General features: G+C 70.3%; 23 protein-coding genes and 1 tRNA gene. 21 read left to right on the top strand and 3 right to left on the bottom strand.

Features of this window, described 5'->3' with window-relative positions; translation table 11 throughout:
• The first annotated feature begins 113 nt into the window (after positions 1 to 113).
• The 7 genes from E1267_RS31110 (at position 114) to E1267_RS31080 (ending at position 4,077) form a co-directional block, all read left to right on the top strand.
• Positions 114 to 476 (top strand): hypothetical protein, encoded by a 363-nt coding sequence (locus E1267_RS31110; protein ID WP_132337713.1) that lies wholly within the window; start codon positions 114 to 116, stop codon positions 474 to 476.
• Entirely contained in the window at positions 473 to 850 is a 378-nt protein-coding gene (locus E1267_RS31105; protein WP_132337711.1) for a hypothetical protein, read from the top strand. The genes E1267_RS31110 and E1267_RS31105 overlap by 4 nt, the downstream gene beginning before the upstream one ends.
• A 52-nt stretch (positions 851 to 902) precedes the next feature.
• A complete protein-coding gene (locus tag E1267_RS31100) occupies positions 903 to 1,505 on the top strand; it encodes an SRPBCC family protein (protein ID WP_132337709.1) in 603 nt (200 codons plus the stop codon).
• A gap of 178 nt (positions 1,506 to 1,683) precedes the next feature.
• Positions 1,684 to 2,916 (top strand): CynX/NimT family MFS transporter, encoded by a 1,233-nt coding sequence (locus E1267_RS31095; RefSeq protein ID WP_132337707.1) that lies wholly within the window; start codon positions 1,684 to 1,686, stop codon positions 2,914 to 2,916.
• Positions 2,913 to 3,227 carry a hypothetical protein gene (locus E1267_RS31090; protein ID WP_132337705.1) on the top strand — a complete coding sequence of 105 codons (315 nt, stop codon included), beginning with the start codon at positions 2,913 to 2,915 and terminating at the stop codon, positions 3,225 to 3,227. The genes E1267_RS31095 and E1267_RS31090 overlap by 4 nt, the downstream gene beginning before the upstream one ends.
• A 100-nt stretch (positions 3,228 to 3,327) precedes the next feature.
• Positions 3,328 to 3,543: a helix-turn-helix domain-containing protein gene (locus E1267_RS31085; RefSeq protein ID WP_132337703.1), complete on the top strand. Its 216-nt coding sequence runs from the start codon at positions 3,328 to 3,330 to the stop codon at positions 3,541 to 3,543.
• Between the two features lie 3 nt (positions 3,544 to 3,546).
• Positions 3,547 to 4,077, top strand: a complete 531-nt coding sequence (locus E1267_RS31080) for a Clp protease N-terminal domain-containing protein (RefSeq protein ID WP_132337701.1) — start codon at positions 3,547 to 3,549, stop codon at positions 4,075 to 4,077.
• A 4-nt stretch (positions 4,078 to 4,081) separates the two neighbouring features.
• Here E1267_RS31080 and sigJ read toward each other — a convergent pair whose 3' ends face one another.
• Positions 4,082 to 4,987 (bottom strand): RNA polymerase sigma factor SigJ, encoded by a 906-nt coding sequence (gene sigJ, locus E1267_RS31075; RefSeq protein WP_132337699.1) that lies wholly within the window; start codon positions 4,985 to 4,987, stop codon positions 4,082 to 4,084.
• 75 nt (positions 4,988 to 5,062) lie between these two features.
• On the opposite strand from sigJ, the gene E1267_RS31070 reads away from it, so the two are divergent.
• Positions 5,063 to 5,138, top strand: a tRNA-Ala gene (locus tag E1267_RS31070).
• Positions 5,139 to 5,351: 213 nt separating this feature from the next.
• Here E1267_RS31070 and E1267_RS31065 read toward each other — a convergent pair.
• Together E1267_RS31065 and E1267_RS31060 are read right to left on the bottom strand one after the other, a co-directional pair.
• Entirely contained in the window at positions 5,352 to 6,143 is a 792-nt protein-coding gene (locus E1267_RS31065) for an alpha/beta fold hydrolase (protein WP_132337697.1), read from the bottom strand.
• A gap of 50 nt (positions 6,144 to 6,193) precedes the next feature.
• Positions 6,194 to 7,009, bottom strand: a complete 816-nt coding sequence (locus E1267_RS31060) for a class I SAM-dependent methyltransferase (RefSeq protein ID WP_132337695.1) — start codon at positions 7,007 to 7,009, stop codon at positions 6,194 to 6,196.
• 139 nt (positions 7,010 to 7,148) lie between these two features.
• On the opposite strand from E1267_RS31060, the gene E1267_RS31055 reads away from it, so the two are divergent.
• The 13 genes from E1267_RS31055 to E1267_RS30995 form a co-directional block, all read left to right on the top strand.
• Positions 7,149 to 8,246, top strand: coding sequence for a LysR family transcriptional regulator (locus tag E1267_RS31055; protein WP_220449757.1), 1,098 nt, complete (start codon positions 7,149 to 7,151; stop codon positions 8,244 to 8,246).
• 403 nt (positions 8,247 to 8,649) lie between these two features.
• Positions 8,650 to 9,645 carry an ABC transporter substrate-binding protein gene (locus tag E1267_RS31050; protein ID WP_220449756.1) on the top strand — a complete coding sequence of 332 codons (996 nt, stop codon included), beginning with the start codon at positions 8,650 to 8,652 and terminating at the stop codon, positions 9,643 to 9,645.
• Between the two features lie 53 nt (positions 9,646 to 9,698).
• A complete protein-coding gene (locus E1267_RS31045) occupies positions 9,699 to 11,210 on the top strand; it encodes a sugar ABC transporter ATP-binding protein (RefSeq protein ID WP_132337693.1) in 1,512 nt (503 codons plus the stop codon).
• A complete protein-coding gene (locus tag E1267_RS31040; protein ID WP_132337691.1) occupies positions 11,207 to 12,247 on the top strand; it encodes an ABC transporter permease in 1,041 nt (346 codons plus the stop codon). Before E1267_RS31045 ends, E1267_RS31040 begins: the two co-directional genes overlap by 4 nt.
• A complete protein-coding gene (gene yjfF / locus E1267_RS31035; RefSeq protein ID WP_246064364.1) occupies positions 12,244 to 13,278 on the top strand; it encodes a galactofuranose ABC transporter, permease protein YjfF in 1,035 nt (344 codons plus the stop codon). The genes E1267_RS31040 and yjfF overlap by 4 nt, the downstream gene beginning before the upstream one ends.
• A 194-nt stretch (positions 13,279 to 13,472) precedes the next feature.
• Positions 13,473 to 14,591 (top strand): multiple monosaccharide ABC transporter substrate-binding protein, encoded by a 1,119-nt coding sequence (gene chvE / locus E1267_RS31030; RefSeq protein WP_132337689.1) that lies wholly within the window; start codon positions 13,473 to 13,475, stop codon positions 14,589 to 14,591.
• Between the two features lie 61 nt (positions 14,592 to 14,652).
• Positions 14,653 to 16,182 (top strand): multiple monosaccharide ABC transporter ATP-binding protein, encoded by a 1,530-nt coding sequence (gene mmsA, locus E1267_RS31025; protein ID WP_132337687.1) that lies wholly within the window; start codon positions 14,653 to 14,655, stop codon positions 16,180 to 16,182.
• Positions 16,183 to 16,187: 5 nt separating this feature from the next.
• Positions 16,188 to 17,447 (top strand): multiple monosaccharide ABC transporter permease, encoded by a 1,260-nt coding sequence (gene mmsB / locus E1267_RS31020; protein WP_220449755.1) that lies wholly within the window; start codon positions 16,188 to 16,190, stop codon positions 17,445 to 17,447.
• Positions 17,448 to 17,481: 34 nt separating this feature from the next.
• Complete coding sequence (locus E1267_RS31015) at positions 17,482 to 18,495, top strand: LacI family DNA-binding transcriptional regulator (protein WP_246064363.1); 1,014 nt, start codon at positions 17,482 to 17,484, stop codon at positions 18,493 to 18,495.
• Positions 18,496 to 18,551: 56 nt separating this feature from the next.
• Positions 18,552 to 20,171, top strand: a complete 1,620-nt coding sequence (araB, locus tag E1267_RS31010; protein ID WP_132337717.1) for a ribulokinase — start codon at positions 18,552 to 18,554, stop codon at positions 20,169 to 20,171.
• The gene (locus E1267_RS31005; protein ID WP_246064362.1) at positions 20,168 to 20,881 is read left to right on the top strand and encodes an L-ribulose-5-phosphate 4-epimerase; all 714 of its coding nucleotides are present in this window, start codon (positions 20,168 to 20,170) and stop codon (positions 20,879 to 20,881) included. Before araB ends, E1267_RS31005 begins: the two co-directional genes overlap by 4 nt.
• A complete protein-coding gene (araA, locus tag E1267_RS31000; RefSeq protein ID WP_132337685.1) occupies positions 20,878 to 22,332 on the top strand; it encodes an L-arabinose isomerase in 1,455 nt (484 codons plus the stop codon). Before E1267_RS31005 ends, araA begins: the two co-directional genes overlap by 4 nt.
• Positions 22,333 to 22,420: 88 nt before the next feature.
• The coding region (locus E1267_RS30995; RefSeq protein ID WP_132337683.1) for an FAD-binding protein at positions 22,421 to 23,035 on the top strand (615 nt) is incomplete at its 3' end.

The following is a 23,035-nucleotide window of genomic DNA, read 5'->3' as shown; positions in this document are numbered from 1 at the left end:
GCAGGCCCCCGCCCAGAGGGTGTGAGGGGTGCCGACGACAACTTCGAGCGCGACCTCACCTGGCTGCCGGACGGAATCGGGGCCGACCTGCGCGGGCGATACCCTTACCTGCGATGAACACCGTCGTCTCCACGATCGTCATCGCCGGCTCGCTGCTGCTCATGTTGATGAGCCTGGTCGTCGCGATCCGCAACCGGCCGATGGGCATGGTGCTGCTGTCCGGGTTCGCCCTGCTGGAGGTGACCCTGCTCGTCCAGGCCGGGCTCGTGATCGCGGCGGTGGCCGGCGGAGCGGGGCCCGGCGACAAGGTGACGCTGTTCGGCTACATCGGCGGCGGGGTGCTGATCCCGCCCGCCGGGGTGTTCCTGGCGCTGGCCGAGCGGAGCAGGTGGGGGCCGGCGATCCTGGTCGTGGCCGGCTTCGCGATCGCGGTGATGAACGGGCGCCTGATGCAGATCTGGCAGGGCGTGGCGTGAGTGCACCCATCGGCGCCGGGCCGGGGCGTGCCCTGATCGCCGTCTACGGGCTGTTCTCGCTGGCTGCGGGCGCGCGGGCGGCCGTGCAGATCGCCGGCCGTTTCTCCGAGGCGCCGCTGGCCTACACGCTGTCGGCGTTCGCGGCGCTGGTCTACATCGTGCTCACCGTGGCGCTCGCGCGCGGCGCGCGGCGCCTCGCGCTGGTCGCGCTCGGCATCGAGCTGGCCGGGGTGCTGATCATCGGCACCGCCAGCCTGGTGGATCCGGCGGCCTTCCCCGACGAGACGGTCTGGTCGGCGTACGGCAGGGGGTACCTGTTCATCCCCCTCGTGCTGCCGCTGGTGGGCCTCTACTGGCTGCTGCGCCGACGATGACGGCGGCCGGTGCGGCGTTATCGCCGTGCCCGCGGGGGCAGTGGCTGATCCCATGAGCAGTATCGAACACTCCGTAGACGTAGAGGCCCCCATCTCGGTGGCCTACAACCAGTGGACGCAGTTCGAGAGCTTCCCCGAGTTCATGGAGGGCGTGGAGTCGGTCAAGCAGATCGGCGACACGCGCACGGCGTGGGTGGTGGAGATCGCCGGTGTCAGTCGCGAGTTCGAGGCCGAGATCACCGAGCAGCACCCCGACGAGCGCGTGGCCTGGCGGTCGATCGACAAGCCGCACCAGGCGGGCGTGGTGACCTTCCACCGCATCGACGACACGAGGACGAAGGTCACGCTCCAGATGGAGTACGACCCCGAGGGCTTCGTCGAGACCGCGGGCGACTGGCTGCAGATCGTCCGCATGCGCGTCACGAACGACCTCAACCGCTTCAAGGAGTTCATCGAGTCGCGCGGCCGTGAGACGGGCGGCTGGCGCGGCGACGTTCCGGGGCCGCACCAGCGCGGTTCCACCTATGGCGGGGAGCAGTCGGTGCCGCCCGGCACCGTGGGCGGCGGCGGCGCGCCTCCCGGAGGCACGCTCCCGCCGCCCGGACCGGTGCCGCCGCACGACCCGCCGCCCGCGGGACCGCGTCCCATGCTCTGACCGGCGTCCCCCGTTCGGACCCAGCGTCCGCCCCCCGGGCCTGAGCCGGGCCCGGGGGTTCGTCGTCGGTCCTGCCGGTTCCCGCCGGTCCCGTCATCGGTCAGGAATAAATCGCCGTTTGGGTCCTGTTAGGCTGGTGATTCGTCCCATGACTTGATGAACGGAGGATCTCCGGCGCATGAGCGTGCTCGCCCAAGAGACCAGAGGCCGTACCAGCCCTCTCGCCTGGTTGCTCGTTTTGGGGATCGTCCTCGCCGCGCTCAACCTGCGCACCGCCGTCACCAGCGTGGGACCGCTGCTCGACCAGCTCGCCGGAGCCCTCGGCATGTCGAGCGTCGGCACCGGCGTGCTCACGACGCTGCCGGTGCTGGCCTTCGCCAGCGTGGGCGCGATCACCCCCGCGATGGCCAGACGCGTGGGTGAGCACCGGCTGCTGCTGCTCGCCCTCGTCACGCTGGGCGTGGGCATGCTCATCAGGTCAATGGCGGGCTCGGCCGAGATATTCCTGCTGAGCAGCGCGGTCGCGCTGTCCGGCGGGGCCGTCGGCAACGTGCTCATCCCGACGCTGATCAAGCGGCACTTCCCGGCCCGCACCGGGATCATGACCACCGTCTACACCACGGCCCTGGCGGCAGGCACCATGCTGGCCGCCGCCGCGACCGTGCCGATCGAGCGCGCGTCGGGCGACTGGCACATCGCGCTCGGCGTGTGGGCCGCACTGGCCGCCGTGGCCGCCGTTCCGTGGTTCGCGCTGCTGCGCAGTGAGCCGGCGCGGGACACGGGCGTCCGGGACACGGGCCTGCGCGTGCTGGTCAGGAGCAGGCTGGCGTGGATGGTGGCGATCTATTTCGGCACCCAGTCGATGATCGCGTACATCATGTTCGGCTGGCTCCCCACCATCCTCACCGACAGCGGCTACACCACCTCGCAGGCCGGGGTCATCCTCGGGGTGTTCACCGCGCTGAACATCCCGGTCTCCATCGCCACGCCCATGGTGGCCTCCCGCTTCCGCGACCAGCGACCCGTCGTGGTGGGGCTCGTGGTGTTCTACGCGGCGGGTTTCGTCGGGCTGTGGTTCGGGCCCGCGTCCATGGCGCTGGTCTGGATCGTGCTGGTGGCCGTGGGCATGGGGTCGTTCCCGCTGGCCCTGATGATGCTGGCGCTGCGCACCCGTACGCCGGAGGCCACCGGCGCGCTGTCGGCCTTCGGGCAGAGCGCCGGCTACCTCATCTCGGGCGCGGGACCGCTGCTGGTCGGCGTGCTGCGCGAGGCCACGGGCGGGTGGGCGCTGCCGTACACGATGATCTTCCTGGTCCTCGTGGCGCAGCTCTGCACCGGCCTGTACGCCGGCCGCGACCGCTACCTGGAGGACGAGCGCCCGCTCGCCACGGCTGGGAAGATCGGCGCATGAGATCCACCGTCGTCACCTTCCCGTCCGGCCGGACCAGCGGCCGCTCGCGGATCGCGGCGGTCGTGCCGGTGGGGGACCGGCACGGCCTGGCCGTCGCCGAGACGCCCTTCCATCCCCTCGACCACACCTGGCCCGACCAGCCCGCCGATCGCGGCACGATCGCGGGCCTGCCGGTTCTCGACTGCGTCACAGGGGCCCGGTCGAGCTCCGGCGAGGTCTTCGTGGGCGGGGACATCCCGGTGCGGCGCGGCGCCGAGGGGTGGGAGTGGCTGGTCCTGCACGTCACCTCCGAGCCGCTGCCCGGGCCCTGACCATGCGCACCACCTGCGGCCAGCGCGACGTGCGACAGCCGGGCAGGTGATTCGTCAGCATATGCTGACACGCGGGCGCATGTCAGCATATGCTGACGCTATGGACGTCACCGAAGTGGCCGGGAGGGCCGCCGACCGCGACCCCGAAGTGGGGCTGGCGGCGGTGGCCGCGCTCAGAGCCCTGCTGGAGGAACTGGAGGCGGCACACGTCTCCAACGCCCGCGCGCAGGGGTGGTCCTGGGAGCGGATCGCCGACGCGCTGGGGGTGCGCCGGCAGACCGCACACCGCAAGCACGCCCGCAGGACGAGGAGGTAACACGTGTTCGCCAGGTTCACGGAAGGCGCCCGCATCGCCGTGGTGCGGGCGGGGATCCTCGCGCTCGACGCCGGGCGGCCCGCGCTCGGCGCCGATCTGATGGTGTCGGCGCTGGCCGAGGTGCGCCCGTTCGCGCTCGCGTCGTTCACCGCCCGCGCGGACGACGTGCGCGAGCGCGTCGGCGTGGGCGACCCGCGCTCGCTGCTGGCCACGCTCGGCATCGACCTCGACGCGGTGCGCTGCCGCACCATGGCGGGGACGGACGATCCCCTCTTGTGGAGCCTGCGCCGCTCGCGGGTTCGCCCGCTCCGCGTCACCCTGTACGGGCCGCTCGGGCGGCTTCCGCTGGCCATACACGCCAGTAAAGTCATCGAGGTGGCGGCGTGGCGGCCGGGGCCGGTCACGGGGGAGCGGCTGCTGTGGGGCCTGCTCGCCGACCCCGCCAACGGCGCCGCCACGATCCTCGCGGACGCGGGCGTGGACCTGCCGGCACTCGTACGGGAGGCGGGCATTCCCATCCGCCGCGCCGCCTGACCGGTCAGCCGGCCTCGCTCGCAGCCGGCTCCAGATGTGCGATCTTGTCCGGGTTGGCAATGAGGTAGACCGTACTGATCTTCCCGTCCCTGACCTCCAGTGACATGACCGACACCACCCGGCCGGCTCCCGAGATCATGATCGACGGAGCGTTGTTCAGCACCGCCATGCCGAGCGAGATGCTCTCCTCCCGCGCCAGCCCGACCGACCTCATGAAGCGGGCCAGGTTCGCCGGGCGGCCGATCGACAGCAGGAAGCGGCCGACGTTCTCCGTCCCCCTGATGATCCGCAGCGCGGCCCTGGCCTTGCCGCCGCCGTCGGTGACCATCGTGATCTCGTCGGCGAACATCGCGATCAGCGTGTCCAGGTCTCCCTCGGCCGCGGCGTTGACGAACCGCTCCGTCATCCGCCTGCGCTGCTCGCGGTCCACGTCGAACCGCGGCCGCTTCTCGCGTACGTGCTCGCGCGCCCGCCTGGCCAGCTGCCTGGTGGCCGGTTCGCTGCGTGCGATGATCTCCGCGATCTCGGCGAACGGCAGGTCGAACGCCTCCCGCAACACGAACACGGCCCGTTCGAGCGGCGACAGCGTCTCCAGCACCACGAGCAGCGCCAGCTCCACGGACTCGGCCAGCTCGGCGTGCTCGGCCGCGTCGGGGGCGGTGCTGATCGGCTCGGGCAACCACGGCCCGACGTACGACTCGCGCCGCGACTTCGCCCACCGCAGCCGGTCGATGGCCAGCCGCGACGTCACCCGGATCAGGTAGGCCTTGGCGTCGCCGACGCCCGCCTCGTCCACCCCCGACCAGCGCAGCCACGCCTCCTGGACGACGTCCTCGGCGTCGGCCACGCTGCCGAGGATCCGGTACGCGACTGCGACCAGCAGGCTCCTGTGCTCCTCAAACGTCGACATGACGTCTAAGACGTATCACGGGCGCTCCGGTGTGACACAAGGGCTCCGGAACTCCGATACACTTGGTGATCGCAAGGGGCTATAGCGCAGTTGGTAGCGCGCCTCCATGGCATGGAGGAGGTCTGGGGTTCGAATCCCCATAGCTCCACCACCGTAAGGCCACTCTCCGGAGTGGCCTTTCCCCGTTGTGGCCCTCTTCGCCACGTCGGGACGGGCCGAGCCGATCTCAGCCGCGGTACGCTGGATCGTCGCCGCACCAGCCGTACCCTGCGATCGCCATGGGCGGCCGCCGGAACCTTCTCCTGGCCACTTTCGCCGCGCGGATCCCGATGCGCGGAGCTCCGAAGGGCGCAGGATACGGTGGTCAGCGCCCGCTCGGAGACGCGCGATCGAGCCAGTCGGCGACGAGCACGGCGACGAGGTCGGGCTGCTCATGCAGGAGCGCGTGCCCGGCGCCTTCGATCACGGCGAGGCCGGCCTGCGGGTAGCGGTCCAACAACTGCACGGCGTCGGTGTACCCGACGGTCGAGTCCTGTCGCCCGGCCACGATCAAGGACGCTGGTGAGAAGGGGTCCTGGCCGACGTCGATGGCCCATCCGGCGAAGATGCGCCCTGGCGCAAGCTCGTCGGCGAGCGCCGTGCAGGGAACAACGCGGTCGCGGTACCGGCGGGCGGTGGCACGCGTTCGCACGACGAAATACTCCTCGAATCCCGGCCGGTCCTCCGGCGCGAGGTCGTCGTAGGCGTTGTGGTCCTGGCGAACCACCGTGGGCGCGGGCACGTCCGTTGACTGCTCCGCGAGGGGGCATATCAGCGCCAGGCCGAGCACCACGTCGGGCCGTCGTGCGGCGACGCCCCGGGCGAGGTAGGCGCCGTAGGAATGTCCGAGCACGAGGGCCGGCCCTCCCGCTACGCGTTCGATGAAGTCGCCGAGCAGGTCCACGACATCGTTGTTGCTGGTCAGGCCGTCGCTCGTCGAGTGGCCCATTCCGGGCAGGTCCGGGTAGATCCGGCGGTACCCGTCTCTCGGGACGATGGCCTCCATCGCCGCCTCGATCTCGCGGTGATCGACTCCCGCGCCGTGCAAGGCGACCAGCGGCACGCCGGCCCCATGCTCGACGTAGTGGACCGTCGCCTGCTTGATCAGGCACTCCATGGGTGCTCCTGAGATCGGGGCAGGGTGATTCCGAGCCGCGGTGAACGTGCTCATTGCTCGTCGCCTCTCCCGCCGACCGCGCTCTCCCGTGTGCTCGCGGGGTTCTCCGCGGTGACCAGCCAGGCCCGCGCGCCGAGCCGGATCTCGCCGGTGGGGTCGCGGCGGTCGTCCAGTTCGGTACGGAGCGTCGCGAGAGCGGCCTCTCGCCGGGCGGAGGACAGCTCGGCCAGGCGGGCACTGGAGAACCAGCTCACGAACTCCACCGCCTCGTCCAGGTCTTTCCCGTAGCGGACCGGCTTGTCCACGGGGTGCAGGCGGACCCGCGCGAAGCCGCCGGCGCGTAGCAACCGCCGCGTGGCGCGCTCGTCGGCGAGGGAGAACGGCCCGATCTCGGGAGCCGGCCGGTCCGGCGGCCCGAAGACCCCGTCGAACACGCGGTCGGCGAGCACCGCCCACTCATTGCGCAGCCGCCCCTGCCAGGCCAGGAACACGAGTCGCCCGCCAGGGCGCAGTGCCCGGCGCAGATTGCCGAACGCCGCCGGTGGGTCGTCGAAGAACATCACCCCGAACCGGCTGACCACCACGTCGAAGGCCGGTTTCTGCCACGGGTAGGTCTGGGCGTCGGCACACAGGTAGCCGACGTTCTCGATCCCCCCGTCCCGGGTCAGCTGCTCGGCACGCGACAGCGAGCCGGCGCTGATGTCGACCCCGAGGACGCGACCCGGAGCGGCCGCGGGAGCGAGGTCCCGGCTGGTGGCGCCGGTGCCGCACCCCACGTCGAGAATGCGCTCACCGGGTGCGGGCGCGGCGGCGGTCCGCAGCGGGTCCTCGTAGTCGAGGAGTTCGTGGTCCAAGTCCATGGGCATACCGATCACCTCCGCGTCGGCTCAGCGCAGCCGGCTCGTCGTCATGGCAATCACACTAGGCTCGCAAGTAAATCGTGAAAAGCGATGATTTCTCATCATGTCAATCGCTATCACGCATGAACAGAGCTAGCCTGGACTCGTGTCCGACATCGAGCTGCGACACCTGACCGCGCTGGCCGCCGTCGCCGACGAGGGATCGTTCGGCCGGGCCGCCGCTCGGCTCGGCTACACCCAGTCGACCGTCAGCCAGCGGATCGCGGCGCTCGAGAAGGCGGCCGGCGGGGCCGTCTTCGACCGGCCGGGAGGCCCCAGGCCCGTTCGCCTCACCCCGCTGGGCGCGCTGGTGCTCGACCGCGGGCGCGAGATGCTGGCCAAGGCCGAGGAGATGAACGCGGCGATCGAGCGGTTCCAGGCCGGCGAGAGCCGTATCGACATCGGAACCTTCCAGAGCGTGACGAACGTGATCCTGCCGGTCGTCGTGCGGCGGCTGCGCGAGGAGTTCCCCGGCTGCGACATCCGCCTGTCGGAGGAAGAGCCGGAGAACCCGCGGATCGGGGACCTGGACCTGCTGTTCTACGACGGGCGCCTCGACGGCGACGTCGAATCCGTCCAACTGCTCGCCGAGCCCTACCTGCTCGTCGCCCGTGCCGGCGTCTTCCCCGACGGACCCGTAGCCGTGCGGAGGCTGGACGCCGCGCCGATGGTCGCCTGGCCGCTGACCTGCGACCAGCCGGCCATGGAACAAGCGATGACCCGTGCCGGCGCCGGCCCGCGTATCGTGTTCCGCACGGCGAGCAATGAGGCCCTGCTGTCCATGGTGCGGGCCGGCATGGGATCGGTCGTGCTGCCCTGGCTCGTGGTCCACGGCGCCGGAGCCCACAACGACGACCGGCTCCGCGTCCACGAACTACGCCCAGCGCCCCCGCCACGCCGGATCCACCTGCACTGGCCGGCCGGACGCAGCCACTCCCCGCTCGCCGCCCGCACCATCCAGCTCGCCGCCGAGGTGGCGACCGGCCTCGCGGCCCAGACGCCGAGACCGCTGTGGACGGCGACCGGTGGCACGCCGCCCGGGGGGACGGCCGGTGGAGGATGTGCCCCGCCGGAGCGGAGCCCGCCGCCCGCGTCTCGATGGACCAGGACACCTTCCGGCGCCTGGCCACCAGGGGCATCACCCCCGAGCAGGCCCGCGAGCGCGCCGGCATGTCAGGCGACGCTGCGCTCGCCTCGGCGGTGACCACGCTGCTCGCGATCGTCGCCTGGGGGTGAGCGGCGACGGCACGTGTCCCGGAATTCGGGGCACCTCGCGCGTGACGGCGCGCAGGCCCGTTCGGGTTAACGTCTGGAAGTGCCGGTGGTGTCTGCGCGACCCCAACGTCTTGCCGAGGTGGAAGTCGCACGCCAGGTCCGCGAACCCCGTCAAGGGCGGGCGCACGTGACCCGACCGTAATCCGGAGGGCCCTTGACGACACCCGTTGTTAACGTTCACAGTCGGGGCCAGATCGGCAAAGGAGCGTGGCGGCGGAACTCGCGTCCGCCGGCTCGCGGCGTGTCAGGCAGGAGAAGGTGACCGGCGGGAAAGCAGGAGGCGCTGGCGGCCGTACCGGGGTGTTAGCGCTCACATAGGAAGGGACTCCCACGTGTTGAAGAGGATCTCGGCGCTGGTGCTCGCCGGGCTCACCGCGATGGCGGTGGCGGCGTGCGGCAGCAGCGGCAGCGAGAGTGGCAGTGACGGCGGCGGCTCCGGCGGCGGAGACGACTCGATCACCATGGGCTTCTCCCAGGTCGGCGCGGAGAGCGGGTGGCGCACCGCCAACACGAAGTCCGTGCAGGAGTCCGCCGCGAAGGCGGGCATCACGCTCAAGTTCTCCGACGCCCAGCAGAAGCAGGAGAACCAGATCAAGGCCATCCGCTCCTTCGTCCAGCAGAGGGTGGACGTCATCGCCTTCTCCCCGGTGGTGGAGTCGGGCTGGGACACGGTGCTCAAGGAGGCCCAGAACGCGAAGATCCCGGTCATCCTGACCGACCGCGCGGTGGACTCGAAGGACACGACCCTCTACAAGACCTTCCTCGGCTCGGACTTCATCGAGGAGGGCAAGAAGGCCGGCCAGTGGCTGGTGGAGGAGTACAAGGACGCCACCGGCACGGTGAACATCGTCGAGTTGCAGGGCACGACCGGCTCGGCGCCCGCGAACGACCGCAAGGAGGGCTTCGCGGAGGTCATCGGGGCCGACCCGAAGTTCAAGGTCATAGCCTCGCAGACCGGTGACTTCACCAGGGCCAAGGGCAAGGAGGTCATGGAGGCCTTCCTGAAGTCGAACCCGGACATCGACGTGCTCTACGCCCACAACGACGACATGGGCCTCGGGGCGATCGAGGCGATCGAAGGCGCGGGCAAGGTTCCCGGCCAGGACATAAAGATCATCACCGTGGACGCCGTCAAGGACGGCATGCAGGCGCTCGCCGACGGGAAGATCAACTTCATCGTCGAGTGTTCCCCGCTGCTCGGCCCGCAGCTGATGGACCTGGCCAAGAAGGTCGTCAAGGGCGAGCAGGTGCCCGCCCGCGTGGTGACCGAGGAGACGACGTTCACCCAGGAGCAGGCCGAGCAGGTCCTGTCCACCCGCCAGTACTGACCGGCCGGCCGGGGCCGCCCCGGCCCCGGCCCACCTGCGAAGGGGGAGGGCGTATGGCCGTACCCGCGCCGGTCCTGACGATGAGCGGGATCGGCAAACAGTTTCCGGGCGTCAAAGCCCTGGACGGCGTGGACCTGCGGTTGTCACCCGGAGAGGTGCACGCGCTCATGGGAGAGAACGGCGCGGGCAAGTCCACGCTGATCAAGGTGCTCACCGGCGTGTACCCCGCCGACACGGGCACCATCGAACTCGACGGCGCCGGCGTGGCGTTCGGCAGCCCCCTGGAGGCGCGTCAGGCCGGCATCAGCACGGTCTACCAGGAGGTCAACCTCTGCACGAACCTCTCGGTCGCCGAGAACATCCTCATCGGCAGGGAGCCGCGCCGCCTGGGCCGCATCGACTGGAGACGCATGCGGGCCAGGGCCGCCGAACTGCTGTCGCGGCTGGAGCTGAGCCTGGACGTGGCGGCGCCGCTGTCGTCGTACTCGCCGGCGATCCAGCAGATGGTGGCGATCGCGCGGGCGCTCGACGTCGACGCGAGGGTGCTGATCCTCGACGAGCCCACGTCCAGCCTGGACGCGGGCGAGGTCGAGCAGCTCTTCATGGTGATGAGGCGGCTCAAGGAGGAGGGCATCGCCATCCTCTTCGTCTCCCACTTCCTCGACCAGATCTACGAGATCTCGGACCGGATGACGATCCTTCGCAACGGCCGGCTCGTCGGCGAATGGCCGACCAGCGAGCTCAGCCAGGTCCAGCTCGTCGCCAAGATGATCGGCCAGGAACTGGACGCGCTCGAACGCCTGCACGGCGCGGCCCGGGTCTTCGACCGCCCGCTGGTCGAGGCGCGCGAGCTCGGCAGGGCCGGCGCCATCGAGCCGTTCTCGCTCACCGTCCACGAGGGCGAGGTCGTGGGCCTGGCCGGTCTGCTCGGCTCCGGCCGTACGGAGATCGCGCGGTTGTTGTTCGGCGCGGACCACGCGAGCACGGGCGAGGTCACGGTCGGCGGGGCGCCGGCGTCGTTGCGCACGCCGCGCGCGGCCATGAACCACAAGATCGCGTTCTGCTCGGAGAACCGCAAGGAGGACGGGCTCGTCCCCGACCTCACCGTGCGGGAGAACATCATCCTGGCCCTCCAGGCCACCCGGGGCTGGACGCGACCGGTGCCGAGGGACGCGCAGGACGAGCTGGTCGGCAGGTACGTCAAGGCGCTGCGGATCAGCCCGCCCGACCCCGAGCACCTCGTACGCGACCTCAGCGGCGGCAACCAGCAGAAGGTGGTGCTGGCCAGGTGGCTCATCCTGGAGCCGCGCCTGCTCATCCTCGACGAGCCGACCCGGGGCATCGACGTCGGCGCGAAGACCGAGATCCAGCGCCTGGTGGCGGAGTTGTCCGACGGGGGCATGGCGGTGCTGTTCATCTCGGCGGAGCTGGAGGAGGTGCTGCGGCTCAGCCACAAGGTCGAGGTGCTGCGCGACCGGAGGCTGGTGGCCGAGCTGCCCAACGACGACGAGCTGACCACGGACGTGCTCACGGAGACGATCGCGAGCGGAGGCCGGGCCTCATGAGACGGCTGCTCTGGCCGGCGGCGGTCCTGGTGCTGCTGCTGGCGCTCAACGTGTTCTTCACCCCGAGCTTCCTCGCGATCCAGGTCAGGGACGGCCACCTGTACGGCAGCCTGATCGACATCCTGCGGTTCGGCGCCCCGCTGATCCTGGTCGCGCTCGGCATGACGCTCGTCATCGCCACCGGGGGCATCGACCTGTCGGTGGGCTCGGTGGTGGCGATCTCCGGCGCCCTCGCGTGCCTGCGGATCAGCGAGGACGCCGGCGTGTTGGCGGCGGTGGCGCCGGCGCTCGGGCTCTGCCTGCTGCTGGGGGCGTGGAACGGGTTCCTCGTCGCGGGCGTCGGCATCCAGCCGATCATCGCCACCCTCATCCTCATGGTGGCCGGGCGCGGCCTGGCCCAGCTCATCACCGGCGGGCAGATCATCACCGTCAACGACGAGGCGTACAAGATGATCGGCGGCGGCTACTGGCTGACCGTGCCGTTCGGTGTGCTGATCGTCCTGGCCGTGCTGGCGATCACCGCGTTCCTGACCCGGCGACTGGCGCTGGGCATGCTCATCGAGTCGGTCGGCGGCAACGCCGAGGCGAGCCGGCTGGCCGGCATCAGGTCGCGCGGGATCATCGTCATGGTGTACGCGTTCGCGGCGCTCTGCGCGGGCGTGGCCGGACTGATGATCAGCTCGAACGTCTCCAGCGCCGACGGCAACAACGCCGGGTTGTGGATCGAGCTGGACGCCATCCTGGCCGTCGTGATCGGCGGCACGTCGCTGGCGGGCGGCCGCTTCTCGCTGGCCGGCACCGTGCTGGGCGCGCTCATCATCCAGACGCTGACCACCACCGTCTACTCGATCGGCGTGCCGCCGGAGACGACGTTGTTGTTCAAGGCGCTGGTCGTGACGGCGGTCTGCCTCATCCAGTCGCCGTCCTTCCGCGCCAAGGTGTTCCGCCGGCGGGGCGGAACCGCCCCGCCGGCCGCCGTGGCCGAGGAGAAGGCGCGGGTGCGCGAGGAAGTGCCGCCGGACGGAGTGCGGTCTTGAGCGGGCGGCGGCAGACGGAGATCGAGCCCGCCGTACGGAGTGAGGCGATGAGCACGATGACGCTGGGCCGGGCGGCCGTGCCCGTGAGATACCTGCCGGTGCTGGTGACCGGCTGCCTGCTCGTGGCCATGTTCGTGGCCGGCGGGATCCGCTATGAGGGGTTCGCCCACGGGCAGGTGGTGCTCAACGTCTTCATCGACAACGCGTTCCTGCTGGTCGTGGCGGTGGGGATGACGTTCGTGATCCTCACCGGGGGCATCGACCTGTCGGTGGGATCGGTGGTGGCGTTGTCGACCATGGTGGCGGCCGGTCTGATGGCGGGGCCGGGGTGGCCTCCGTACGTGGTGATCCCGCTCGTGCTGGCGATCGGGTCGGGGCTGGGGCTGGTGATGGGGTACATCGTGCACGCCTTCGACATCCAGCCGTTCATCGTGACGCTGGCGGGCATGTTCCTGGCCCGAGGCCTGTGCTACACGATCGGGACCGACTCCATCCCGATCCAGGACGCCACGTTCACGGCGTTCGCCCAGACCAGGATCGACCTGTTCGCCGACCTGTGGATCTCGCCCAGCGTGGTGATCGCGGTCGTGGTGGTGCTCGTGGCGGCGTACGTGCTGCACTACACGCGGCTGGGCCGCTCGGTCTACGCGACCGGCGGCAACGAGCAGTCGGCGATGCTGATGGGCCTGCCCGTGGGCCGGACGAAGATCGCGGTCTACACGATCAGCGGCTTCTGCTCGGCGCTCGGCGGGGTGCTGCTGTCGTTCTACATGCTCTCCGGCTACGGCCTGCACGCGGTCGGCATGGAGCTGGACGCGATCGCGGCGGTGGTCATCGGCGGCACGCTGCTGACGGGTGGCAGCGGTTTCCTGTTCGGCACCGTGCTCGGCGTGCTCGTGCTCGGGCTGATCCAGACGATCATCAGCTTCCAGGGCACGCTGTCGTCCTGGTGGACCAAGATCTTCATCGGCCTGCTGTTGTTCGTCTTCATTCTGCTGCAGCGCCTCTTTTCGGCCCGTTCGCGCCGCTGACCTGCGAGGAGGCCATGTAGGAACGTTACCGGCCGGTATGAGGGACCGTTGACAAGCCGTTTGTTAACGATAACAATCGGGCGGTGGTGACCGCGAGATCAGGCCTTCTTCATCACGTTCCGTGAACAGAATCACCGCTCCATCGGCAGCCGGGGCGTCCAGCGCTGCCGTGACCCCCTTCGCGAGGAGATGACATGAGGTTGGGACGGATCGGGGGCGTGGTGTCCGCCATCGCGCTCGCCGTGACCATGACGGGCTGCGGGTCGAGCGTGAAGACCATCGACGCCGAGGCTTCCGCCTCCGCCGCGGCGGGCAACGCCGGCGCCCTCGTCGGCGTCACGATGCCCACCAAATCGTCGGAACGCTGGATCCACGACGGCGACAACGTCAAGGCGCAGCTCGAGAAGCTCGGATACAAGGTCGACCTGCAGTACGCGGAGAACGACATCCCCACGCAGGCCAACCAGATCGAGAACCAGATCACCAAGGGCGCCAAACTGCTGGTCGTCGCCTCGATCGACGGCACCGCGCTCACGAGCCAGCTCCAGCAGGCCGCCGACAACAAGATCCCGGTCATCGCCTATGACCGGCTGATCCGCAACAGCCCCAACGTCGACTACTACGCCACGTTCGACAACTACAAGGTCGGCGTGCAGCAGGCGACCTCGCTGCTCAAGGGACTCGGCGTGGAGGACGGCGAGAAGGGCCCGTTCAACGTCGAGCTGTTCGGCGGCTCGCCCGACGACAACAACGCCACGTTCTTCTGGAACGGCGCCATGTCCGTGCTCCAGCCGAAGATCGACGACGGCACGCTCGTCGTCAAGAGCGGCCAGACCGACTTCAAGACCGCCGCGATCCTGCGCTGGGACCCGGCCACCGCGCAGAAGCGCATGGAGGACATCCTCACCAAGACCTACACCGGCGGCACCAAGGTCGACGGCGTGCTCTCGCCGTACGACGGCCTGTCGATCGGCATCCTGTCGGCGCTCAAGAGCTCCGGCTACGGCCGCGGCGACCAGGCCTACCCGGTCGTGACCGGCCAGGACGCCGAGCTCGCATCGGTCAAGTCGATCATCGCCGACGAGCAGTACTCCACCATCTTCAAGGACACCCGCGAGCTCGCCGCGCAGACCGTGAAGATGGCCGACGCCGTGCTCAAGGGCGGCAAGCCCGAGGTGAACAACACCAAGGACTACGACAACGGCAACAAGGTCGTGCCCTCGTACCTGCTCGAACCGGTGATCGTGGACAAGGGCAACTACAAGGACGTCATCGTCGGCAGCGACTACTACACCGAGGACCAGCTCAAGTAGGCCCCGGCGCCCCGGGGACCGGCCGGGTGCCCGGGGCCTTCCGGCCTGTGAGCGAGGAATCATGACCGAGCAAATCTTGCGGATGAGCGGGATCACGAAGACGTTCCCCGGCGTCAAGGCGCTGCAGGACGTCAACCTGTCCGTACGGCGGGGCGAGATCCACGCCGTCTGCGGCGAGAACGGCGCCGGCAAGTCGACGCTGATGAAGGTGCTGTCGGGCGTCTACCCGCACGGCGACTACGAGGGTGAGATCACCTTCGAGGGACGGAGGTGCGAGTTCGGCGGCATCCGCGACAGCGAGCGCGCCGGCGTCGTCATCATCCACCAGGAGCTGGCGCTCAGCCCGCAGCTGTCGATCGCCGAGAACATCTTCCTCGGCAACGAGCGTGCCAGGCGCGGCCTGATCGACTGGAACCGCACCAACTACGAGGCCGCCACGCTGATGAAGCGGGTCGGGCTGAGGGAGAACCCGACGACGGCGATCGCCGACATCGGCGTGGGCAAGCAGCAGCTCGTCGAGATCGCCAAGGCGCTGGCGAAGGAGGTGAGACTGCTCATCCTCGACGAGCCCACAGCCGCGCTCAACGACGACGACTCCGCGCACCTCCTCGACCTGCTGCGCGGCCTGCGCGACGAGGGCATCACCTGCGTGATCATCTCCCACAAGCTCAACGAGGTGACCGCGATCGCCGACTCCGTCACGATCGTCCGCGACGGCCGCACGATCGAGACCCTGGACATGCGGGCCGACCAGGTCACGGAGGACCGCATCATCTCCGGCATGGTCGGCCGCGCGCTCGACAACCGGTTCCCGCCGCACGAGCCGGCGATCGGCGACGAGGTGCTGCGCATCGAGGACTGGACGGTGTACAGCCCCAACCAGCCCGACAGAAAGGTGGTCGACGGCGCCGCGCTCTCGCTGCGCCGCGGCGAGATCGTCGGCCTGGCCGGGCTGATGGGCGCGGGCCGCACGGAGCTCGCGATGAGCGTCTTCGGGCGGACGTACGGCGTGCACATCACCGGCAGGATCTTCAAGGACGGCAAGCCGATCGAGGTCCGCAACGTCCAGGACGCCATCCGGCACGGCATCGCCTACGCCACCGAGGACCGAAAGAGGTACGGGCTCAACCTGATCGAGGACGTCAAACGCAACATCAGCGCCGCCGGGCTGCCCGGGATGTCGAAGCGCGGCTGGGTCGACGAGATGCGGGAATATCGCGTCGCCGAGGAGTTCCACAAGAGCATGAACATCAAGGCGCCCAGCGTGTCGAGCGTCGTCGGCCAGCTGAGCGGCGGCAACCAGCAGAAGGTGGTGCTCTCCAAGTGGATCCTCACCGAGCCCGACGTGCTCATCCTCGACGAGCCCACCCGCGGCATCGACGTCGGCGCCAAGTACGAGATCTACACGATCATCAACCGCCTGGCCGACCAGGGCAGGGCCGTGCTCGTGATCTCCTCGGAGCTGCCTGAGCTGCTGGGCCTGTGCGACCGCATCTACACCCTCTCCGAGGGGCGCGTCACGGGCGAGGTGCCGCGCCGGGACGCCACGCAGGAACGCCTCATGCACCTCATGACCAAGGGACAGGAGTAGCTCACATGAGCAGCATCACGCCCGCCGACGTGGAGGTCGGCGCCAAGGGCGACGGAGGACCGCCCCGGCGGCCGGGCCGGGTGTCGCTCGGCGGACTGTCGCTGAACCTGCGGTCGAGCGGCATCTACATCGCCTTCGCGCTGATCGTGGCGCTGTTCTCGGTGCTGACCGACGGCGCCCTGCTCACGCCGCAGAACATCTCGAACATCATCGTCCAGAACTCGTACGTGCTGATCCTCGCCATCGGCATGATCCTTGTCATCATCGCCGGGCACATCGACCTGTCCGTCGGCTCGGTGGTCGCGGTCACGGGCGGGCTGGCCGCGGTGCTCATGGTCAACATGAGCGTGCCCTGGCCGCTGGCCCTGCTGATCACACTGCTGGCCGGAGCCCTCATCGGGGCCTGGCAGGGGTACTGGATCGCCTACTTCGGCATCCCGGCGTTCATCGTGACGCTGGCCGGCATGCTGCTGTTCCGGGCGCTGACCCTGACCGTGCTCGGCAACCAGGGCATCGGCCCGTTCCCCGACCAGGTCCGCACCCTCGCCAACGGCTTCACCAGCGGCTATCTCGGCAACATCGGCCTCGGCGCGCTCGGCGGCGCCGACCTGTTCAGCCTGCTGGTCGCCGTCGCCGCCGTCGCCGGCATGGTCGCCGCCCAGTGGCGCTCCCGCACCGCCCGCCAGGGGTACGGGCAGGTGGTCGACCCGATGGCGGTGTTCGTGCTGAAGATGGCGGCCGGCGCCGCGCTGATCCTCTTCCTCGTCGTGCAGCTGGCCCGGTTCAACAACCTGCCATGGGTGCTGGTCCTGCTGGCCGTGCTCGTGCTGGCGTACTCGCTGATGGCCAACAGGACGGTGTTCGGCCGGCAGGTCTACGCCATCGGCGGCAACCTCCAGGCGGCGGTCATGTCCGGCGTACGCGTCAAGTCGGTGGTCTTCTGGATTTTTGTGAACATGGGCGTGCTGTCGGCCGTCGCCGGGATCATCTTCGCCGGCCGGCTCAACCAGGCGGGTCCCACCGCGGGCAACGCCTTCGAGCTGGACGCCATCGCGGCGGCGTTCATCGGCGGGGCGGCCGTGCAGGGAGGCGTCGGTAAGATCGTCGGCGCGATCACCGGCGGCCTCATCATGGCCGTCATCAACAACGGCATGTCCCTGATCGGCTCGCCGAGCGAGCGGGTCATGCTCGTGAAGGGCGCCGTCCTCCTCGCCGCGGTGGCCTTCGACGTGTGGACCAAGCGCAGGGCGGGCGCCGCGCGTTAGCAGCGACCTGTCCGGCCGAGTGAAAGGAGAGACCGTGACGACCCCCAAGCGCCGTCTGCCGGTCATGGCCGACGTGGCCAAGGAGGCGGGCGTGTCGCACCAGACGGTCTCCCGGGTGCTCAACGACCACCCGAACGTCCGGGCCGACACCCGCGCCCGCGTGGAGGAGGCGATCATCCGGCTGGGCTACCGGCGCAACCTGGTCGCCCGCGCCCTGGTCACCAAACGGTCGAGGACGCTCGGCGTGGTGAGCTTCGACACCACGCTGTACGGCCCGGCCAGCACGATGTACGGCATCGAGCAGGCGGCCAGGAGCGCCGGCTACTTCGTCAGCATCGTCAGCCTGAAGTCGATCGACGCGGCCGGCGTGCGCGACGCCATCGACTACCTCGCCGAGCAGGGTGTCGACGGCGTGGTGGTGGTCGCCCCGCAGCGCTCGGCCGCGCGAGCCCTGGAGAACCTGCCGTCCGGCATGCCGGCGGTGGCGGTCGAGGGCACGCATGACGCGGACGTCGCGGTGGTGTGCATCGACCAGGTCGAGGGCGCCAGGCTCGCCACGCGGCACCTGTTGCGACTGGGGCACGAGACCGTGTGGCACGTCGGCGGCCCGCCCGACTGGCTGGAGTCCGAGGGCCGGGTCCGCGGCTGGCGTGCCGCGCTGGAGGAGGCCGGCCGGGACGTGCCCGAGCCGCTGGCCGGCGACTGGAGCCCGCGCGCCGGCTACGGGGCGGGCAAGATCCTGGCCCGGATGGACGGCGTCACGGCCGTCTTCGCGGCCAACGACCAGATGGCGCTCGGCGTGCTGCGCGCCCTCAGCGAGGCGGGAGTGCGCGTCCCCGACCAGATCAGCGTGGTGGGCTTCGACGACATCCCCGAGTCGGAGTTCTTCTCGCCGCCCCTCACCACGGTCAGGCAGGACTTCGGCGTGGTGGGCCGGCACTGCATCGAGGTGCTGCTGCGGCAGATCGACAACGGTCCCACCGCGTACGAGCGCTTGGTCGTACGCCCCGTCTTCGTCGTGAGGTCGAGCACCGCCCCAACTCGGTAGATGATGGGGATGCCCCCGGATAACCCCTGGAGTTCCATGTGAACGCTAACACCTACGTGGTCGGAGTGGACTTCGGCACCCTCTCAGGGCGTGCCGTCGTCGTCCGCGTGCACGACGGCGCCGAACTGGGCAGCGCCGTCCACGAGTACACCCACCGCGTCATCGAGACGGAACTGCCCGGCTCCGGCGTACGGCTTGGCCCCGACTGGGCCCTGCAGTCGCCGCAGGACTGGATCGACGTGCTCAGGACCGCCGTCCCCGAGGCGGTCGCCGCCGCGGGCGTCGCGCCCGAGCAGGTGATCGGCATCGGCACCGACTTCACCGCCTGTACCGTGCTGCCCACCACCGCCGACGGCACGCCGCTGTGCTCCGAGACACCCGCCGAGCCGCACGCCTGGCCCAAACTCTGGAAACACCACGCCGCACAGCCGCACGCCGACCGGATCAACGACCTCGCCGCGCGCCGGGGCGAGAGCTGGCTGCCGCGCTACGGCGGCAGGATCTCCTCAGAGTGGGAGTTCGCCAAGGCCCTGCAGGTCCTCGAAGAGGCACCCGACGTGTACGCCAGGGCAGAGCGCTGGATCGAGGCCGCCGACTGGATCATCTGGCAGCTCACCGGCGTCGAGAGCCGCAACATCTGCACCGCCGGCTACAAGGGCGTCTTCCAGGACGGGCGTTACCCGTCGGAGGAGTTCCTCGCCGCGCTCGACCCCCGCTTCGCCGGGTTCGCCGCCAAACTCGCCACGGGGCAGGTCGGTGACCAGGCCGGCGGCGTCACGCTGGCCCCGCTCGGAGGCCTGGCCGGCCGGCTGACCGCGCGGGCCGCCGGATGGACCGGGCTGCCCCAGGGCGCCGCCGTGGCCGTCGGCAACGTGGACGCCCACGTCACCGCGGCTGCCGCGGACGCCGTACGGCCCGGACAGATGGTGGCCATCATGGGCACCTCGACCTGCCATATCATGCCCAGCGACCAGCTCGCCGAGGTGCCCGGCATGTGCGGCGTCGTCCAGGACGGCATCGTGCCCGGCCTGTGGGGCTACGAAGCCGGGCAGTCCGCGGTCGGCGACATCTTCGCCTGGTTCGTCGACTCCTTCGGCGCGGACGGGCACGAACAGCTCACGTCGCTCGCCGAGAAGCAGGCCGTGGGGCAGCACGGACTCGTCGCGCTCGACTGGTTCGGCGGCAACCGCTCGGTGCTCGTGGACCACAACCTCTCTGGGGTGATCGTCGGCCAGACGCTCGCCACCAGGCCGGAGGACGTCTACCGCGCCCTCATCGAGTCCACCGCGTACGGCGCCCGCATGATCGTGGAGACGTTCGAGAAGTCCGGCGTGCCGGTCGAGGAGTTCGTCGTCGCCGGAGGCCTGCTGAAGAACCCCTTCCTCATGCAGGTGTACGCCGACGTGCTGCGCCGCCCCCTCTCGGCCATCGGCTCCGACCAGGGGCCCGCGCTCGGCTCCGCCGTCCACGCCGCCGTCGCCGCCGGCGCCTACCCCTCCATCGAGGAGGCGGCCGGGGCCATGGGCAAGCGCACGGAGGCCGCGTACGTGCCCGACCAGGCCCGCGCCGACGCCTACGACCGGCTCTACGCCGAATACCGCAGGCTCCACGACTTCTTCGGAGACGGAAACATGCTGCACACCCTGCGCGCCATCAGGAACGAGGCGCACCCATGAGCCGCGAGGGAGCGCGGCGGGAGACGGCGGCGCCCGGCGACCGGGCCGCCGAGCGGAGCAGGACCATCGCCACCGTGGCGGGCCTGCACGCCGAACTCGTGCGGTACAACCTGGTGGCGTGGACCGCGGGGAACGTGTCGGGGCGGATCCCGGGCGAGGACCTGTTCGTCATCAAGCCGTCCGGCGTCTCCTACGACGAGCTGAGCGCCGCGAACATGGTCGTGTGCGACCTCGACGGCGATCTCGTCCAGGGTGCGCATGCGCCGTCCAGCGACACCGCCGCGCACGCGTACGTCTACCGCAACATGCCCGACGTGGGCGGCGTCGTGCACACCCACTCCACGTACGCCACGGCGTGGGCCGCCCGCGGCGAGGCCATCCCATGCGTGCTGACCGCGATGGCCGACGAGTTCGGCGGGGAGATCCCGCTGGGCCCGTTCGCCCTGATCGGCGACGACTCGATCGGCCGGGGCATCGTGGAGACGCTCAAGGGCCACCGGTCGAAGGCCGTGCTCATGCGGAACCACGGGGTGTTCAGCATCGGCAAGGATCCCAGGGCCGCGGTGAAGGCTGCCGTGATGTGCGAGGACGTGGCCCGTACCGTCCACGTGGCCAGGCAGCTCGGCGAGCCGCTGCCCATCCCGCAGGACGACATCGACCGCCTCTACGACCGCTACCAGAACGTCTACGGACAGAGGAGCCCGCGTTGAACATCTGGTTTCTGACCGGCAGCCAGGGACTTTACGGTGAGGACACGCTGCGCCAGGTGGCCGAGCAGTCGCGGCGGATCGCCGAGCAGTTGCCCATGCCGGTGGAGTGGAAGCCGGTGCTCACGGACGCGGCGGAGATCCGGCGCGTCATGCTCGACGCCAACGCCGACGACTCGTGCGGGGGCGTGATCGCGTGGATGCACACGTTCTCGCCTGCCAAGATGTGGATCGCCGGGCTCGACGCGCTGCGCAAGCCGCTGCTGCACCTGCACACGCAGGCCGACGTCGAGCTGCCGTGGAGCTCCATCGACATGGACTTCATGAACCTCAACCAGGCCGCGCACGGCGACCGGGAGTTCGGTCACGTGCAGACCCGCCTGGGCGTCGCGCGTAAGACCGTGGCCGGGCACGTCAGCGACCCGTCCGTGGCCGGGCGCATCCTCACCTGGGTACGCGCCGCCCGCGGCCTGGCCGAGGTGCGTACGCTGAAGCTGGCGCGCTTCGGCGACAACATGCGGGACGTGGCCGTCACCGAGGGTGACAAGGTGGAGGCGCAGCTGAGGTTCGGCGTCTCCGTCAACACCTACGGCGTCAACGACCTGGTCGAGGCCGTGGACGCCGCCGCCGACGCGGACGTGACGGCGCTGGCCAAGGAGTACGCCGAGCAGTACGCCGTCGCACCTGAGCTGCTCGGCGAGCGTCACGAGTCGCTGCGGTACGCGGCGAGGATCGAGCTGGGCCTGCGCGGTTTCCTGGAGGCCGGCGGCTTCAAGGCGTTCACCACGAACTTCGAGGACCTCGGTGGCCTGCGCCAGCTTCCGGGCCTGGCGGTGCAGCGGCTCATGGCCGACGGCTACGGTTTCGGCGGCGAGGGCGACTGGAAGACGTCGGTGCTGCTGCGCACCCTCAAGGCCATGTCGCCCGGCGGCACCTCGTTCATGGAGGACTACACCTACGATCTGACGCCCGGCGAGGAGCTGATCCTGGGCGCGCACATGCTGGAGGTCTGCCCGTCGATCGCCGCCGGCACCCCGTCGTGCGAGATCCACCCGCTGAGCATCGGCGGCAGGCAGGACCCGGTCAGGCTCGTCTTCGACGCCGAGCCCGGCCCCGGCATCGTGGTCGGCCTGGCCGACATGGGCGAGCGGTTCCGGCTGGTCGCCAACGAGATCGACGTCGTGGCCCCGCCGCAGCCGCTGCCCCGGCTGCCCGTGGCCCGCGCCGTGTGGCGTCCCCGCCCCGACCTGCGCACGTCCACGGAGTCGTGGCTCACCGCGGGCGCGCCCCACCACACGGTGTTGTCCACGGCCGTCGGCCGCGACGAGATGACCGACCTGGCCGACATGCTCGGCGTCGAACTCGTGGTCATCGACGCGGGGACGACGACCGAGCGGTTCGCCAAGGAACTGCGCTGGAACCAGGCGTACTACCGCCTGGCCCAGGGGTTCTGACCGCCGGGCCCGGGGCGCGGGCGCCGCTCGCGCCCCCGGGCCCGCCCCGGCGAGATCGACCACGAACGACTGTGGCAAGGTGAGGGCCGTGACGCTGACCAACTGGGCGGGCAACACCGCCTTCCGCGCTCGAAACGTGCACCATCCCACCTCCCTCGAGGAACTCCAGCGGCTCGTCGCCTCCGGCGCCCACGTGCGGGCGCTGGGCAGCGCTCATTCGTTCAACAAGGTCGCCGACGCCACCGGCGACCTCGTGGTCCTGGACCGTATGCCCGACGCCGTGGAGATCGACCGCGCGGCGGCCACCGTCAGGGTGCCGGCGCGCATGACGTACGCGCGGCTCGCGCCCGTGCTGCACGAGGCGGGGTTCGCGCTGGCGAACATGGCCTCGCTGCCGCACATCTCGGTCGCGGGCTCGGTCGCGACCGGCACCCACGGCTCGGGGGAGGGCATCCCCAGCCTGGCCGCCGCCGTGTCCTCGCTCGACCTCGTCACCGCCGACGGCTCGCTGCTGACGCTCTCCCGCGGCGACGCCGACTTCCCCGGCGCGGTGGTGGCGCTCGGCGCGCTCGGCGTCGTCACGTCGCTCACGCTCGACCTGGTGCCCACCTTCGAACTGCGCCAGTACGTACGCGAAGGGCTGCCCGCGGACGCGCTCGGCGACTTCGACGCGATCATGTCGAACGGCTACAGCGTCAGCCTC

This window comes from Nonomuraea longispora (assembly GCF_004348345.1).
Classification (GTDB): domain Bacteria; phylum Actinomycetota; class Actinomycetes; order Streptosporangiales; family Streptosporangiaceae; genus Nonomuraea; species Nonomuraea longispora.
This window is presented reverse-complemented; position numbering and strand designations above follow the sequence as displayed.